Source organism: Burkholderia seminalis, assembly GCF_001718535.1.
GTDB lineage: Bacteria > Pseudomonadota > Gammaproteobacteria > Burkholderiales > Burkholderiaceae > Burkholderia > Burkholderia seminalis.
In genome coordinates this window covers 2,120,690-2,136,374 of the sequence record NZ_CP013398.1, presented here as the reverse complement: position 1 = coordinate 2,136,374, position 15,685 = coordinate 2,120,690, and the positions used below count along the sequence as shown (strand labels likewise).

Sequence of the window (15,685 nt, the reverse complement as noted above, 5' to 3'; positions counted from 1 at the left end):
TCGCGGCCCCGGCCCTGCCTTGCGGTCGTCGGTGCCGATGGCGGCAGCGCCGCATCAGGCAAGCCCGCTCGGCGAACGAATGATCGTGTGCCGCGAGCCGGGGCCGCCGCGATGGGAAGGCGACAATTGGGCGAGTGGCTGTCGGAGCTTCGCGAGGAGGGGCCGGTGATGGCGTGCGCCCCGTGCCGAAAGGCGGGTATTTTTGCTCGTACTTCCGATGGTGCCTGCCGCGGGCGTCGCCGCTTTTCTCCCGTCCCACCCCGTATGTTGTAATATCGGGCGTTTTGTCCAATTTTCCCGTCACGCATGCTCGATTTCTTCCGTAATCACCAGCGCCTGATGATGGCGCTCCTGCTCCTGATCGTGTTGCCGGGGCTGGGTTTCGTCGGGATCCAAGGCTTCCGCGGCTTCTTCGACGATAGTGCGAACGTCGCGGCAGTCAACGGGCACAAGATCACGCGGGTCGAATTCGACGGCGCGTTCCGCCAGCAGATCGACCAGGCGCGCCAGGCACTCGGCGGGCAGTTCGACATCAAGATGTTCGATACGCCCGAGCATCGCAAGCAGGTGCTCGACGGCCTGATCCAGCAACGCGTGCTGGCCGACGAGACGCAACGTCTGCACCTGACCGCATCGGACAATGCCGTGCGCGACGCACTGATGAGCGACCCGATGATCGCGTCGCTGAAGAAGCCCGACGGCTCGATCGACGTCGAGCGCTATGCGCAGCTGCTGTCGTTCCAGGGGATGACGCCCGAGCAGTATCAGGAGCGCGTGCGCTACAGCCTCGCGCTGCAGCAGATTCCGGCCAGCATCGTGTCGAGCGCGTTCACGCCGAAGAGCCTCGCGCAACGCCTGTCCGAACTCGCCGCGCAGCAGCGCGAAGTGCAGGCGCTCGTGCTGAAGACGAGCGACTTCGCCGCGAAGGTCCAGCCGACCGACGCGCAGCTCACCGCGTACTATGACGCGCACAAGCAGAGCTTCGCGGCGCCGGAGACCGCGACGATCCAGTACCTCGTCTATTCGCCGGCCGCGGCCGCCGCGAGCGCGCAGCCGACCGACGCGGACATCAAGAAGTTCTACGACGACAACCCGACGCATTTCCGCACCGAAGCGCAGGTGCGCGTGAGCCACATCTTCATCGCCGCACCGGGCAGCGCGAGCGCGGCCGACAAGGCAGCGGCCAAGGCGAAGGCCGAGCAACTGCTCGCCGACGTGAAGGCGCATCCGGATCAGTTCGCGCAGATTGCGCAGAAGAACTCGCAGGACGCGCCGTCGGCGGCGAAGGGCGGCGACCTCGGCTTCATCACGCGCGGCTCGACGGCCGGCGGCAAGGCGTTCGACGATGCCGCGTTCGCGCTCAAGCAGGGTGACGTGAGCGGTGTCGTGCAGTCGGATCTCGGCTTCCACATCCTGAAGGCGACCGAAGTGAAGCCGGCGGCCGTGAAGCCGTTCGCGGACGTGAAGGACCAGATCGCGGCCGACCTGAAGCAGCAGTACGCGTCGAAGGCGTTCACGGACAACGCGGAAGGCTTCACGTCGACCGTCTACGAAAAGGCGAAAACTTTGCAGCCGGCCGCGGACAAGTACAAGCTGACGATCCAGACGGCCACCGTCACGCCGACGCCGAATCCGCAGCTGCCGCCGACGAGCCCGCTGAACAATCCGAAGTTCCTGGCTGCCGTGTTCGCGAACGACTCGGTGAAGAACCGGAACAACACGCAGGCGATCGACGTCGGCAACAACACGCTGATCTCGGCGCGCGTGACCGACTACAAGCCGGCGGCCGTGCCCGCGCTCGACGCGATCAAGGACGTCGTGCGTCAGAAGGTCGTCGCCGAGCAGGCTGCGGAACTCGCGAAGAAGGATGGCGCGGCGAAGCTCGCCGAACTGCAGAAGTCGAAATCGGCCGACGGGTTCTCGGCTGCGCAGAAGGTGTCGCGCACGCAGTCGCAAGGCCTGACGCCGGCTGCGCTGAGCGCCGTCTACAAGGTCGATGCGAAGACGCTGCCGGCCTACGTCGGGGTCGATCTCGGCGCGGATGGCTATGCGATCTACCGCGTGAACGCGGTGATCCCCGGTTCGGCGGTCGATCCTCAGCAACTGGCGGCCGCGCAGCAGCAGATGGCGCAAGTCGACGCACAGAGCGAAGGCGAGGCCTATCTGAGCGCGCTGCGCGATCGCTCGAAGGTCAAGCTGTACGGTTCGCCGTCCAGCCAGAAGCAGGACGGCGACGACTGAGCATCGTTTCGCACGCAACAAAAAGCCCCGCTTCGAGCGGGGCTTTTTGTTTTCCGGCCGGGCGGCGGCGTCAGCCGCGCGGCTTGCCGAGCAGCGGCTTCAGCGCCGGCCACACGTTGTCGAGCAGCACGCCCTGCGCCTGCTGCGACGGATGCATCTGATCGGCCTGGAACATCTCGGGCTTGTTCTCGATACCGGCCAGCAGGAACGGCACGAGCGGCACGCCGAGATCCTTCGACAGTCGCGTATAGACGGCGTGGAACTTCTGCGTGTAGTCGGGGCCGTAGTTGGGTGGCACGTACATGCCGACCAGGACGACGCGGGCCTGTGCGCGTCGCGCGTCGGCGATGATGTCGCGCAGGTTCTGCTCGGTCGTCGCGAGCGGCACGCCGCGCAGCGCATCGTTCGAACCGAGTTCGACGACGACGATCGACGGCTTGAGCCGCTGCAGCACCGCGGGCAGCCGCGCACGGCCGCCGCTCGTGGTGTCGCCGCTGACGCTGGCGTTCGCGACGCTATAATCGATTCGCTCGGTCGTGAGCCGCTGCCGCAGCAAGGCCACCCAGCCGGTGTCGCGCGGCAGCCCGTATTCGGCCGACAGGCTGTCGCCGAGCACGGCGATCACGGGCTGGCCCGATGTCGGCGTCGTCGCGGCGTGTGCCGGTAGCGTGGTGGCAAACAGGGTGCCCAGCAGCGCGGTGAGCGCCGTGCGTCTTTTCCAGCGAAATGTCGTGTTCATGTTCAAGATTACCGATCCGATCATCGAAGTCCATGACGTATGCAAGCGGGTCGCCGATGCGACGGGCGAGCTGACGATCCTCGACGGCATCACGCTTGCGGTGCAGCCGGGCAGCAGCCTCGCGATCGTCGGCGCGTCCGGGTCGGGCAAATCGACGCTGCTCGGCCTGCTTGCGGGATTGGACAGCGCGACGAGCGGCACGGTTCGCCTGCTCGGCCGCGTGCTCGACCAGCTCGACGAGGACGAGCGCGCCGCGCTGCGCAACGGCGCGGTCGGGTTCGTGTTCCAGTCGTTCCAGCTGATGCCGCACCTGACGGCGCTCGAGAACGTGATGCTGCCGCTCGAGCTGCGGGGCGGCATCAGCGCGCGCGAGGCAGCCGACCGGGCCCGCGCGCTGCTCGTGCAGGTCGGGCTCGGCGAACGCACCGCGCATTACCCGAAGCTGTTGTCGGGCGGCGAGCAGCAACGCGTCGCACTCGCGCGCGCGTTCGTCACGCGCCCGGCGGTCCTGTTCGCCGACGAGCCGACCGGCAGTCTCGACGCGGCGACGGGCCATGCGGTCATCGACCTGATGTTCGAACTGAACCGCACGCACGGCGCCACGCTCGTGCTCGTCACGCACGATGCCGAACTCGCGCGCCGCTGCGAGACGACCGTGACGCTCGACACCGGCCGCATCGTCACACCGCATACGGCATAGCGCCACGCGTGAATCGTTCTGCCGGCCGCGCAGGGTGGGCCGCGCGGCCGCCACGGGCATGACGCCGTCGCGTCAGCGCTTCAGCGCCGCGCGGGCGCGCTCGATCAGCGCCGTGGTCGACGAGTCGTGCTTCGCCGGATCGACCGACTCGGCCGACAGGTCGGCTTCGACCACCTTGCCGAGAATCTTGCCGAGCTCGACGCCCCACTGGTCGAACGGATTGATGTCCCACACCGTTGCCTGCACGAGCACCTTGTGTTCGTAAAGCGCGATCAGCGCGCCGAGCGTGCGCGGCGTCAGCGCATCGACGAGCAGCGTCGTGGTCGGGCGGTTGCCGGGGAACGTCAGGTGCGGCGCGAGCGCCTCCTTGCCGGGCCCGGCGATCTTGCGCGCTTCGTCGAGCGTGCGGCCGAGCATCAGTGCCTCGCTCTGCGCGAAGCAGTTCGCGAGCAGCTTCGGATGATGGCTCGCGAGCGGATGCTCGGGCGTCAGCACCGCGATGAAGTCGATCGGCACGATCGTCGGCCCCTGGTGCAGCATCTGGAAGAACGCGTGCTGCCCGTTGGTGCCCGGCTCGCCCCACGTGACGGCCGACGTCGGGTAATCGACGAAGGTGCCGTCCAGGCGCGCGGATTTGCCGTTGCTTTCCATTTCGAGCTGCTGCAGGTACGACGGCAGGTAGTGCAGCGCTTCCGAGTACGGCGCGACGAGATAACTCTGCGAACCGAAGAAATTCCGGTACCAGATGCCGATCAGGCCGAGCAGCACCGGCAGGTTGCGTTCCAGCGGCGCTTCGCGGAAATGGCGGTCCATGTCGTTCGCGCCGGCCAGCAGTTCGTCGAACTGCTCGGGGCCGATCGCGATCATGATCGACAGGCCGACCGCCGACCACAGCGAATAGCGGCCGCCGACCCAGTCCCACATTTCGAACACGTTGTCCGCGGCGATGCCGAACTTCACGACTTCGGCCGGGTTCGCCGACACGCCGACGAAGTGCTTCGACAGCGCGTCCTCGGGGCAGCCGCGCGCGACGAACCAGTCGCGCAGCGAGCGGGCGTTCGTCATCGTCTCGAGCGTCGTGAAGGTCTTCGACACAATGATCGCGAGCGTTTCCTCGGGATCGACCTGTTCGAGCACGCGCGCGAGATCGGCGCCGTCGACGTTCGACACGAAGTGGGTCGAGATTTCCGGCGTCGCGACGTGGTGCAGTGCATGCACGACCATCTTCGGGCCGAGATCGGAACCGCCGATGCCGATGTTGATCACGTGACGGATGCGCTTGCCCGTGTAGCCCGTCCAGGTGCCGCTGCGCACGGCGCGCGCAAAGGTTGCCATCTTCGCGCGCTCGGCGCTCACCTGCGCGTGGAACGGCGCTTGCGGGTCGGTCGCGCGCAGCGCGGTATGCAGCGCGGCGCGGCCTTCGGTCGGGTTGACGATCTCGCCCGCGAACATCGCGTCGCGGCGCGCTTCGACACCTGCGTCGCGTGCGAGCTGCACGAGCAGGCGCAGGGTTTCGTCGTCGATGCGGTTCTTCGAGAAATCGGCCGCGAGACCGCCGCCCGGAATCGTGAAGCGTTCGGCGCGGGTCGGCGCACGGTCGTTTTCCGGCGCGAACCAGTCGCGCAACCGGGCGTGACGGATCTGTTCGAAGTGGGATTGAAGGGCAGTCCAGGCGGGGAGCGAATTCAGCGTCATGGCGGTTCGAGTGAAGCGTGAATCGGGAGGAATGCCGCGCCGGCTCATCGGGATCGGAAGGCCGGCGGACGAGAGGGCCCGCCGTGCGGCGGGGCAGTCAGTATAGCGGCGTTACGTGTCGGCGCGCGGCGACGGATAAAAAAGGCGATTGATCAGCGTGCGGACCATCGGCGCGAGTTCGCCCGCGGTGAGCCCGGCCGGGCCGATGCCGTTCGCGGTCAGCGTGTCGGCGGCGAGCCCGTGCAGGTAGACGCCCGCGAGCGCCGCTTCGTACGGCGCGACGCGCTGCGCGAGCAGCGCGCCGATCAGGCCGCCGAGCACGTCGCCGGTGCCGCCCGTGGCGAGCGCCGCGTTGCCGGTCGGGTTGATCGTCACGCGGCCGTCGGGTGCCGCAATCACCGTGCCCGAGCCTTTCAGCACGACGATCGCCGCATAACGCGTGGCAAGCGCCTGCGCGGCCGCGACGCGGTCCCGCTGCACGGCGGCCGTGTCGCCGCCGAGCAGCCGCGCGGCTTCGAGCGGATGCGGCGTCAGCACGCACGGATGGCCGTGCGCGCCGCGTGCGGCGACGGCGGCCGCGAGATCCGCGTGCGTCGCGACGAGGTTCAGCGCGTCGGCATCGAGCAGCGTCGCGGCGGCGTGCGCGAGCACATCGCGCACGAGGGTCGCCGCGGCCTCGCGCATACCGAGTCCGCAGCCGGCGGCGAGCGCGGTCATCGCATCGAGATCGAGGCCGTCGGCCGGGTGCAGCATCAGTTCGGGGAACGGCGGGTCGTACGGCGGCGCGCCGGCGCCAAGGAAGCCGACGTGCACCTTGCCGGCGCCGGCGAACAGCGCGGCGCGCGCGGCCAGGATCGGCGCGCCGCACATGCCGGTATCGCCGCCGAGCACCGCCAGGCTGCCGTACGTACCCTTGTGGGACGAATGCGCGCGCGCGGGCAGCGCCGCCACGAACCGCGCGGGCGCATTCAGCACGATGGCCGGCGCGGCGGGCGGCGCGACGTCGAGCGATGCGATGTCGATCGCGCCGGCGAGGTCGCGGCCGTCGCCCGTGTAGAGGCCCGGTTTCGCGCCGATGAAGGTGAGCGTGTGGGTGGCCGCGACGGCGACACCCGCGCCGACGATCCGGCCGGTATCGCTGTCGAGCCCGCTCGGCACGTCGAGGGCGAGCACCCGGCCGCCGTTGCGCGCATGCGCGGCGATCCGCGCGGCCTGCTCGGCGAATGCGCCGTCGAGCGCGCGGCCGAGACCGATGCCGAACAGCCCGTCGACGACCCACGCGTATTCGTCCAGCGAGGCGGGCGGTGTGGCCGACAGCGGCACGCCGGCCGTGCGGGCGAGGCCGAGCGCCCATTGCGCGTCGTCCGGCTTGACCGGTACCGGCATCCACGCCTGCGTCGCGACACCGAGCTGCTGGAGGTGCGCGGCGGCCACCAGCGCGTCGCCGCCGTTGTTGCCGGGGCCGACCGCGAACCAGACGGGGCGGTCGTCGCCGGCGACGCGCTCGGACAGCCAGTGCGCGGCGGCGGCGCCCGCGCGGCCCATCAGCGTGTGCGGCGGCAGCGCCGCGGCGGCGTCGGCTTCGGCCGCGCGCAGGTCGGCGACGCGCAGCAGCGCGATCGGGTCGGAATCGGGAAGCGGGCGGGTAACGGTCATCGCGGGATCGTGGCGGCTGGCAAGGATGCCGCCACGGGGCGAGCCCGCGTGGCGGTCAGGGGGTGAAGCGGCCGGCGCCGAGCGCGGCGAGCGTGTCGGCGGGCCACTGCCGGGCGTCGCCGCCCAGGTAGTCGGTCACCACTTTAGCAGACCCGCATGCGAGGCCCCAGCCGGTCGGGCCATGCCCGAAGTTGACGAACACGCGCGGATGCGGGGTCGGACCCACGACGGGCAGGCCGTCCGGCGACAGCAGCTGCATGCCTTGCCACGACAGCGCGGCCGAAATCCTCGCGGCGCCCGGCACCCAGTCGTGAACGGCCTGGCCGAGCAGCGCGAGCGCGGCCTCGGACAGCGGCTCGGCGAGCGGCTTCGCGGTGTCGGCGAGGCTTTGCAGCACGGCGCCGCCGCCGACGCGCAGCCGCTGGTGGGTGCGCGTGATCGAGATCCGCTTGATCGAATCGACGACGCTCAGGTGCGGCGCGTGTTCCTCGTACGCGACCGGCGCGGTGAGCGTGTGGACGCGCACCGGGTGCAGCGGCAGGCGCCAGCCGAGCCGTTCGAGCAACGGTACGCTGCCGGCGCCGGCGGCGACCACGATCGCGTCGGCGGAAATCACGTCGACCTCGCGCGCCCGGGCCGCGGTCCGGTTGCCGGACGGCGCGAGCTCGACCGCGGCGCGGCCGCTGTCGACGCGGATCGCGGCGACGTCCGCGCCGAAGCGGAACTGCACGCCGTGCTCGTCGAGCGTCTGCTTGACCAGTTTCGCGAACAGCGGGCAGTTGCCGGTGCGCTCGGTTTCGAGCAGCACGCCGCCGGCGAAGCCGGGCTCGGCCGGTACCGACGGTTCGAGCGCCGCGCATTCGGCGGCGGTGAGCGTGCGGTACGGCTGGTCGAGCGTGCGCAGCAGGTCGAGCGCGGGCTGCAGCGCATCCCAGTCGCGCGGGTCGCGCACCACGTGCAGGATGCCGGGCTTCTGCTCGAATTCGAGTTCGAGGCGCGCCTCGATGTCGGCGAGCGTGTCGCGCGATGCGTCGATCAGCGGGCGCAGCCGGGCGTACTGCGCGGCGAACGCGTCGGGCTCGCGCAGCGTGCCGAGCTGCTTGACGAAGCGGCGGACGCCGCCGTTGAGGCCCGGCTTGTAGACGATGCCGCTGTCGCGCGGCTGGCGCTGGCGCATGAAGGTCGGGCCGAACCAGACGTCGAGCGGGCTCGGCAGCAGCGCGCCGCCGTCGCCGTAGGTCGCCCCCTGCGCGACGGTCGCGTGGCGTTCGACCACGCAGACGCGATGGCCGGCCGCGCGCAGCTGGTAGGCGGTGGCGACGCCGCTGATTCCGCCGCCGATGACGATGACATCCATGGAGATTGCTTCGATGACGGGTGGCGCGCACGCTGCCCGGTGAAAATTCGCTGAGGCCCCCGGCCCGGTGAACCCGGAATGATAGCGCCAAAAGCGCCGGAACCGGCGGCGGGCGAACATGCGCCGTGCGGTCGCACCACGGCGGCCTGCCAGCGCACCCGTGCGGGCCGGCCTGGCGGGCCGCCGCGCGCGGCACGTACCCGGGCACCGTCGCGGTGCATGCGGACGACCGATCGCCGGTCTTGGGCGCTCGACTTCCGGGTATAATTACGGCCTTCCTTTCGCCCCACGTCGCCACCTCGCGCGACTCATCGACGTCAGTCCAGCCCATGGCTCACTTCTCGTGTTTTCCCGGCGCTTCGGCCCTCTCCGATTTCCGTCAAACCCGTCTGCTCGACACGCTCAGGCAAATCGACGCCAACATCGTCGCGGTGCGCGGCCAGTTCCTGCACTTCGTCAATGCGGCCGAGCCGCTGTCGGCCGACGACAGCGCGCGCATCGACGCGCTGATGCACTACGGCGCGCCGTTCCAGCCGGCGAGCGAGAAGGGCGCCACCGAGACCTTCGTCGTGCTGCCGCGCTTCGGCACCGTCTCGCCGTGGGCGAGCAAGGCGACCGACATCGCGCAGCACTGCGGCCTCACGCACGTGCGCCGCATCGAGCGCGGCGTCGAATTCACGGTCACGCTGAAGTCGGGCCTGCTCGGCGGCAAGAAGGCGCTGTCGGACGAGGCGCGCGCGGCCGTCGCGACCGCGCTGCATGACCGGATGACCGAAAGCGTGGTCGCGGCGCGCGACGACGCGAAGCACCTGTTCGACGAACTGCCGGCCAAGCCGCTGTCGACCGTCGACGTGCTGGGTATCGGCCGCGGCGCGCTCGAGCGCGCGAACGTCGAGCTGGGCCTCGCGCTCGCCGACGACGAGATCGACTACCTGGTCGACGCGTTCCGCAAGCTCGAACGCAACCCGACCGACGTCGAGCTGATGATGTTCGCGCAGGCGAACAGCGAACACTGCCGCCACAAGATCTTCAACGCGCAGTGGACGATCGACGGCGAAGCGCAGGACATGTCGCTGTTCGCGATGATCCGCAACACCGAAAAACTGAGCCCGCAGGGCACGATCGTCGCGTATTCGGACAACTCGTCGATCATGGTGGGCGCCGAAGCCGAGCGCTGGTTCCCGCGCAACGCGGGCGCGGCCGGCGAGCCGGGCGAGCGCTACGGCCGCCATACCGAGCTCACGCACACGCTGATGAAGGTCGAGACGCACAACCACCCGACGGCGATCTCGCCGTTCCCGGGCGCGGCGACCGGCGCGGGCGGCGAGATCCGCGACGAAGGCGCGACGGGCCGCGGCGCGCGTCCGAAGGCCGGCCTGACGGGCTTCACCGTGTCCAACCTCGACCTGCCGGACGCCCGCCAGCCGTGGGAAAACGCACGTGACGCGGCGCAGCCGGTCGGCGAGCGCAACCCGAACGACGCGCACGGCCCGTACGGCCGTCCGGACCGCATCGCGTCGCCGCTGCAGATCATGATCGACGGCCCGCTCGGCGGCGCCGCGTTCAACAACGAATTCGGCCGCCCGAACCTCGGCGGCTACTTCCGCGTGTACGAGCAGAACGTCGGCGGGAAGGTGCATGGTTATCACAAGCCGATCATGATCGCGGGCGGCCTCGGCAACATCGCGGATCAGCATACGCACAAGCATGACGTGCCGGCCGGCTCGCTGCTGATCCAGATCGGCGGCCCCGGCATGCGGATCGGGATGGGCGGCGGCGCGGCGAGCTCGATGGCGACCGGCGCGAACACGGCCGAGCTCGACTTCGACTCCGTGCAGCGCGGCAACCCGGAAATCGAGCGGCGCGCGCAGGAAGTGATCAACGGCTGCTGGCAGCTCGGCGCGGAAAACCCGATCCTGAGCATCCACGACGTCGGCGCGGGCGGCCTGTCCAACGCGTTCCCGGAAATCGTCGACGGCGCGGGCAAGGGCGCGCGCTTCGAACTGCGCAAGGTCGCGCTCGAGGAATCGGGCCTGTCGCCGCGCGAAATCTGGTCGAACGAAGCGCAGGAGCGCTACGTGCTGGCGATCGCGCCGGCCGACCTGCCGCGCTTCGAGGCGATCTGCGCGCGTGAGCGCTGCCCGTTCGCGGTGGTCGGCGTCGCGACCGACGAGCGCCAGCTGAAGCTGGTCGACGACGAAGCGACGGGCGCCGACGAATACCCGGTCGACATGCCGATGGAAGTGCTGCTCGGCAAGCCGCCGCGCATGCATCGCGACGTCGCGCGCGTGACGACCGAGCGCGCGCCGGTCGACGTGACGGGCATCGCGCTGTCGGAAGTCGCGATCGACGTGCTGAAGCACCCGACGGTCGGCAGCAAGTCGTTCCTGATCACGATCGGCGACCGTTCGGTCGGCGGCACGTCGGTGCGCGACCAGATGGTCGGCCCGTGGCAGGTGCCGGTGGCCGACTGCGCGGTGACCGCGCTCGACTACGCGGGCTTCAAGGGCGAGGCGATGACGATGGCCGAGCGCACGCCGCTCGCGGTGATCGACGCGCCCGCATCGGGCCGCATGGCCGTCGGCGAGGCGATCACGAACATCGCGAGCGCGCCGATCGCGTCGCTCGACAAGCTGAAGCTGTCGGCGAACTGGATGGCCGCGTGCGGCACGGCCGGCGAGGACGCCGCGCTGTTCGACACGGTCAAGGCGATCGGCATGGAGCTGTGCCCGGCACTCGGGATCGGCATCCCGGTCGGCAAGGACTCGCTGTCGATGAAGACGAAGTGGGACGAGCAGGGCGTCGCGAAGGAAGTGGTGTCGCCGGTGTCGCTGATCATCTCCGCGTTCGCGCCGGTCGAGGACGTGCGCCGTCACCTGACGCCGCAATTGCGCCGCATCGCCGACGCGGGCGACAGCGTGCTGATCGCGATCGATCTCGGCCGCGGCAAGAACCGGATGGGCGGCAGCATCTTCGCGCAGGTCACGCAGCAGGTCGGCGACACGACGCCGGACGTCGACGACGCCGAAGACCTGAAGCGCTTCTTCACCGCGATCCAGTCGCTCAATGCGCAAGACAAGCTGCTCGCGTACCACGACCGCTCGGACGGCGGCCTGTGGGCGACGGTGTGCGAAATGGCGTTCGCGGGCCACGCCGGCGTGTCGCTGAACGTCGACATGCTGACGCTCGACCCGAACCACGAATCCGACTACGGCGACGCGAAGGACTGGGCGAAGCAGACGAGCGGCCGTCGTGACGACCGCACGCTGCGCGCGCTGTTCTCGGAAGAACTCGGCGCCGTCGTGCAGGTGCGGGCGGCCGACCGCGACGCGGTGCTCGGCGCGCTGCGCGAGTTCGGCCTGTCGGCGTGCTCGCACGTGATCGGCTCGGTCAACGACCGCGACGTGATCGAGGTGTACCGCGACGCGAAGAAGATCTTCGACGCGCCGCGTGCCGAACTCCATCGCGCGTGGAGCGAAGTGAGCTGGCGCATCGCGCGCCTGCGCGACAACCCCGCCTGCGCGGACGCCGAATACGACGCGCTGCTCGATGCGGCCGATCCGGGCATCTCGCCGGTGCTGAGCTTCGATCCGGCCGACGACATCGCCGCGCCGTTCATCGCGACGGGCGCGCGGCCGCGCGTCGCGATCCTGCGCGAGCAGGGCGTGAATTCGCACCTGGAAACGGCCTACGCGTTCGACCGTGCGGGCTTCGACGCGCACGACGTGCACATGAGCGACCTGCTCGCCGGCCGCGCGACGCTCGCCGATTTCGCGGGTGCGGTCGCGTGCGGCGGCTTCTCGTATGGCGACGTGCTGGGCGCGGGCGAAGGCTGGGCGAAGACGATTCGTTTCAACGCGAACCTCGCCGACATGTTCTCGGCGTTCTTCGCGCGCCCCGACACGTTCGCCCTCGGCATCTGCAACGGCTGCCAGATGCTGTCGAGCATCGCGTCGATGATCCCGGGCGCGGAAGCGTGGCCGAAGTTCACGCGCAACAAGTCCGAGCAGTTCGAGGCGCGCTTCTCGTTCGTCGAAGTGGAGAAGTCGCCGTCGATCTTCTTCGCGGGGATGGAAGGCTCGCGGATCCCGGTCGCGGTCGCTCACGGCGAAGGTTATGCGGATTTCTCGCAGCAGGGCGACATCGATCGCGTCGCGGTTGCGATGCGATACGTCGACCACCGCGGCGAGGCGACCGAGCGTTATCCGTTCAACCCGAACGGCTCGCCGGCCGGCATCACGTCGGTCACGACGGCCGACGGCCGCTTCTCGGTGCTGATGCCGCACATGGAGCGCGTGCACCGTACGGTGACGATGAGCTGGCATCCGGAAGGCTGGGGTGAAGCGAGCCCGTGGATGCGCGTGTTCCGCAACGCGCGCCGCTGGATCGGCTGATCCCGATGATGTTCGATCCGCACGCGCCGGTCGAGGTCGTCACGCTGCGCGACGCACGCGCGAGCGAGGCCGACGCGATCGGCCGCGTGATCCGCGCGGCGTTCGCGGGCGAGCCGCAGGGCGGGCAGTTCGAGCAGCGTATCGTCGATGCGCTGTGCGCGGACGGCGCGCTGAGCGTGTCGCTCGTCGCGGAGCGCGACGGGCGCGTCATCGGCCACGTCGCGTTCTCGCCGGTGGCGATCGGCGGCGCGCCGTCCGGCAGCCAGCAATGGTATGGGCTCGCGCCGCTCGCGGTGCTGCCCGACTGCCAGCGGCAGAGCATCGGCGCGGGGCTCGTGCGCACGGGGCTCGACGCGCTGCGCCGGCTCGGCGCGCGCGGCTGCGTCGTGCTCGGGGAGCCGGCGTACTATGCGCGTTTCGGGTTCGAACCGCGTGACGGCATCGTGTTTCCGGGCGTGCCGCCCGAGTATTTCCTCGCATTGTCGTTCGACGAATCGGCACCGCCGCCATCGGGCGACGTGCGCTATCACGACGTGTTTTATCCCGCGTAGCGCGGGTCGCGTCCGGTACGGAAAAGGCCGCTCTGAGGAGCGGCCTTTTGCATGGCATGGTCCGGCGCATCAAAAGAAAAAGCCGCTCCGGAGAGCGGCTTTCTTTCGTTGCGCGGGCGACGCGCGCCGGCGTTACTGGATCTTCGCCTGCTGGCGCAGGCCTTCCTCGAACGCCTGCAGCTTCTGCTGCACGAGCTGCTGCGCGATCTGCGCCTTGACCTGCTCGAGCGGCGGCGGTGCGATGTCGCGGATGTCGTCGACGCGGATGATGTGCCAGCCGAACTGCGTCTTCACCGGCGTGTCGGTCATCTGGCCTTTCTGCAGCTTCTGCGCCGCTGCCGCGAATTCCGGCACGTACGCCTTCGGATCGGACCAGTCGAGATCGCCGCCGTTCTTGCCCGAACCCGGATCCTTCGAGTATTGCTTCGCGAGATCCTCGAACTTCGCGCCGGCCTTGATCTTCGCGATCAGGTCCTTCGCCTGCTGCTCGTCGCTGACGAGGATGTGGTGCAGGTGGTATTCGCGGTTGCCGCCCGCGCCCTTGACGAGGTCGTCGTAGCGCGCCTTCACTTCGGCGTCGGTCGGCTGGTTCTTCTTCAGGAAGCTCTCGATCATCGAACGCAGCACGACGGTCTGCTGCGCGACGGCGACCTGCGCCTTCACGTCCGGACGATTCGGGATGCCTTCGCGGATTGCTTCCTGCATCAGGATTTCGCGGTTCACGAGTTCCTGGCGCACGGCCTGCTGCAGTTGCGGGCCGTCGGTCTGCCCTTGCTGGACGAGCTGCGCGACCATCGCGTCGGCGCGCGACTTCGGAATCGGCGTGCCGTTGACGACGGCGATGTTCTGGGCGAATGCCGGTGCCGCTGCGAAAGCAGCCGCCGCGACCCACAGGCGGGGGGATTTCAGGATCATCGGGAATTCCTAATGAGACTAGATTGAAGATTCGTTGAATTCTTCGGGCGTATAAGCCACGATCGCGAGCGCGTGAATGCCGCGCTGCATCGCATCAGCGAGCGCATCATACACCAGCCGGTGCCGCGCGACGCGTGGCTTGCCCGTGAAGGCGGCCGAGACGATCGTGACCGTGAAATGACCGCCGGCGGCCGCGCCGGCGTGGCCCGCGTGCTGCGCGCTGTCGTCGCGCACGGTGAGCGCCAGCGGCGCCAGCGACGCGGTGAGGCGCGCCTCGATCAGCGCGATGCGCTCGTCGGGCGAGGCGTGGAGAAAGGCGTCCGTCATGTCACTCGTCCTTCAGGTATTTCGTGAGCCACAGGCTCTGCAGGATGATGAACACGACCATCGCGCCCGTCGTACCGAACAGCTTGAAGTTCACCCATTGCGATTCGGTGAAGTTGTGTACCACATACAGGTTCGCGACGCCGAGCACCGCGAAGAACAGCGCCCATGCGACGTTCAGCTTGTCCCACACGGGCGTCGGCAGCGTGAGCTGCTTGCCCATCATCTTCTCGATCAGGTTCTTGCTGAACGCATAACGCGCGGCGAGCAACCCGATCGCAAACAACCAGTACAGCACAGTTGGTTTCCATTGAATGAATTTCTCGTCATGCAGGACGAGGGTGGCGCCGCCGAAGACGACGATCACGCCGAGGCTGACCCACAGCATCGTGTCGACCTTCCGGTGCCGGAAGGCGACCCATGCGACCTGGGCCAGTGTCGCGATGATCGCGACGGCGGTGGCGGTAAAGATGCCCCAGACCTTGAAGGCGACAAAAAACAGGATGATCGGAAACAGATCGAACAGGAATTTCATGGCGCTCGCAGCTGCGTGAAAGGCCGCTCGCGCGGCCTTTCACCGTTGTAGGGACCCGCCAGGCACCACCGTCGCGGATCGGGGCGGCCAGCCCGGGGCTGGCCGGCCGGCGAGAGTCGACCCCGCCGATCCGCCCGGCGCCGCTCAGTCGTTTTCGGGTCGGGACTCGAAGTTTAACGCAGCCGAATTGATGCAGTACCGCAAACCGGTCTTGTCGCGCGGGCCGTCCTCGAAGACGTGGCCCAGATGCGCGCCGCAGTGGTTGCAGCGCACCTCGACGCGCACCATCCCGTGCGAGTAGTCGACCTTCTCGTCGATCACCTCGCCGTTGAGCGGCTTGAAGTAGCTGGGCCAGCCGCAGCCGGAATGGAACTTGGAGCCGGACTCGAACAGCGGCGTGCTGCAGACGATGCATTTGTAGATGCCGGCATCCTCGGTGTCGGTGTATTCGCCGGTGAAGGCGCGCTCGGTCGCCGCGTGCTGCGTGACCTCGTACTGCATCGGCGTGAGGCGGCGGCGCAGCTCGGCGTCGTCCTTCTGGTACGGGAAGGTCTTGTCGTCGGAATCGTGGGACATGT

General features: G+C 69.1%; 12 protein-coding genes. 4 read left to right on the top strand and 8 right to left on the bottom strand.

Translation table 11 applies throughout. The annotated features are described in order from the left end of the window. Positions 1 to 306 precede the first annotated feature (306 nt). Positions 307 to 2,241: a SurA N-terminal domain-containing protein gene (locus WJ12_RS09640; RefSeq protein ID WP_069245655.1), complete on the top strand. Its 1,935-nt coding sequence runs from the start codon at positions 307 to 309 to the stop codon at positions 2,239 to 2,241. A gap of 70 nt (positions 2,242 to 2,311) precedes the next feature. Here the strand turns inward: WJ12_RS09640 and WJ12_RS09635 are convergent, their stop codons facing one another. After that, entirely contained in the window at positions 2,312 to 2,980 is a 669-nt protein-coding gene (locus WJ12_RS09635) for an arylesterase (RefSeq protein ID WP_034188766.1), read from the bottom strand. On the opposite strand from WJ12_RS09635, the gene WJ12_RS09630 reads away from it, so the two are divergent. Continuing rightward, complete coding sequence (locus WJ12_RS09630; protein ID WP_034188765.1) at positions 2,979 to 3,680, top strand: ABC transporter ATP-binding protein; 702 nt, start codon at positions 2,979 to 2,981, stop codon at positions 3,678 to 3,680. The genes WJ12_RS09635 and WJ12_RS09630 overlap by 2 nt on opposite strands. A gap of 72 nt (positions 3,681 to 3,752) precedes the next feature. Here the strand turns inward: WJ12_RS09630 and pgi are convergent, their stop codons facing one another. The 3 genes from pgi to WJ12_RS09615 all read right to left on the bottom strand — a co-directional run bounded on the left by pgi (position 3,753) and on the right by WJ12_RS09615 (position 8,388). Next, positions 3,753 to 5,375 (bottom strand): glucose-6-phosphate isomerase, encoded by a 1,623-nt coding sequence (pgi, locus tag WJ12_RS09625; RefSeq protein ID WP_059561747.1) that lies wholly within the window; start codon positions 5,373 to 5,375, stop codon positions 3,753 to 3,755. A 111-nt stretch (positions 5,376 to 5,486) separates the two neighbouring features. Continuing rightward, the gene (locus WJ12_RS09620; protein WP_034188763.1) at positions 5,487 to 7,031 is read right to left on the bottom strand and encodes an NAD(P)H-hydrate dehydratase; all 1,545 of its coding nucleotides are present in this window, start codon (positions 7,029 to 7,031) and stop codon (positions 5,487 to 5,489) included. Positions 7,032 to 7,086: 55 nt separating this feature from the next. After that, positions 7,087 to 8,388, bottom strand: coding sequence for an FAD-dependent oxidoreductase (locus tag WJ12_RS09615; protein WP_059561744.1), 1,302 nt, complete (start codon positions 8,386 to 8,388; stop codon positions 7,087 to 7,089). A gap of 329 nt (positions 8,389 to 8,717) precedes the next feature. Here WJ12_RS09615 and purL point away from each other — a divergent pair, with 329 nt between their 5' ends. Both purL and WJ12_RS09605 read left to right on the top strand, forming a co-directional pair. Next, on the top strand, positions 8,718 to 12,782 hold the full coding sequence (gene purL / locus WJ12_RS09610; RefSeq protein ID WP_059561740.1) for a phosphoribosylformylglycinamidine synthase: 4,065 nt from the start codon (positions 8,718 to 8,720) through the stop codon (positions 12,780 to 12,782). Positions 12,783 to 12,787: 5 nt separating this feature from the next. Further along, positions 12,788 to 13,333 carry a GNAT family N-acetyltransferase gene (locus WJ12_RS09605; protein ID WP_069245738.1) on the top strand — a complete coding sequence of 182 codons (546 nt, stop codon included), beginning with the start codon at positions 12,788 to 12,790 and terminating at the stop codon, positions 13,331 to 13,333. A 132-nt stretch (positions 13,334 to 13,465) separates the two neighbouring features. Here the strand turns inward: WJ12_RS09605 and WJ12_RS09600 are convergent, their stop codons facing one another. The 4 genes from WJ12_RS09600 to msrB all read right to left on the bottom strand — a co-directional run bounded on the left by WJ12_RS09600 (position 13,466) and on the right by msrB (position 15,683). Further along, positions 13,466 to 14,248, bottom strand: a complete 783-nt coding sequence (locus WJ12_RS09600; RefSeq protein WP_034188760.1) for a peptidylprolyl isomerase — start codon at positions 14,246 to 14,248, stop codon at positions 13,466 to 13,468. Positions 14,249 to 14,266: 18 nt separating this feature from the next. Further along, positions 14,267 to 14,575 carry a BolA family protein gene (locus WJ12_RS09595; protein ID WP_034188759.1) on the bottom strand — a complete coding sequence of 103 codons (309 nt, stop codon included), beginning with the start codon at positions 14,573 to 14,575 and terminating at the stop codon, positions 14,267 to 14,269. Position 14,576: 1 nt separating this feature from the next. Continuing rightward, positions 14,577 to 15,107 (bottom strand): septation protein A, encoded by a 531-nt coding sequence (locus tag WJ12_RS09590; protein WP_034188758.1) that lies wholly within the window; start codon positions 15,105 to 15,107, stop codon positions 14,577 to 14,579. A 144-nt stretch (positions 15,108 to 15,251) separates the two neighbouring features. Continuing rightward, positions 15,252 to 15,683, bottom strand: a complete 432-nt coding sequence (gene msrB / locus WJ12_RS09585; RefSeq protein ID WP_034188757.1) for a peptide-methionine (R)-S-oxide reductase MsrB — start codon at positions 15,681 to 15,683, stop codon at positions 15,252 to 15,254. Positions 15,684 to 15,685 lie beyond the last annotated feature (2 nt).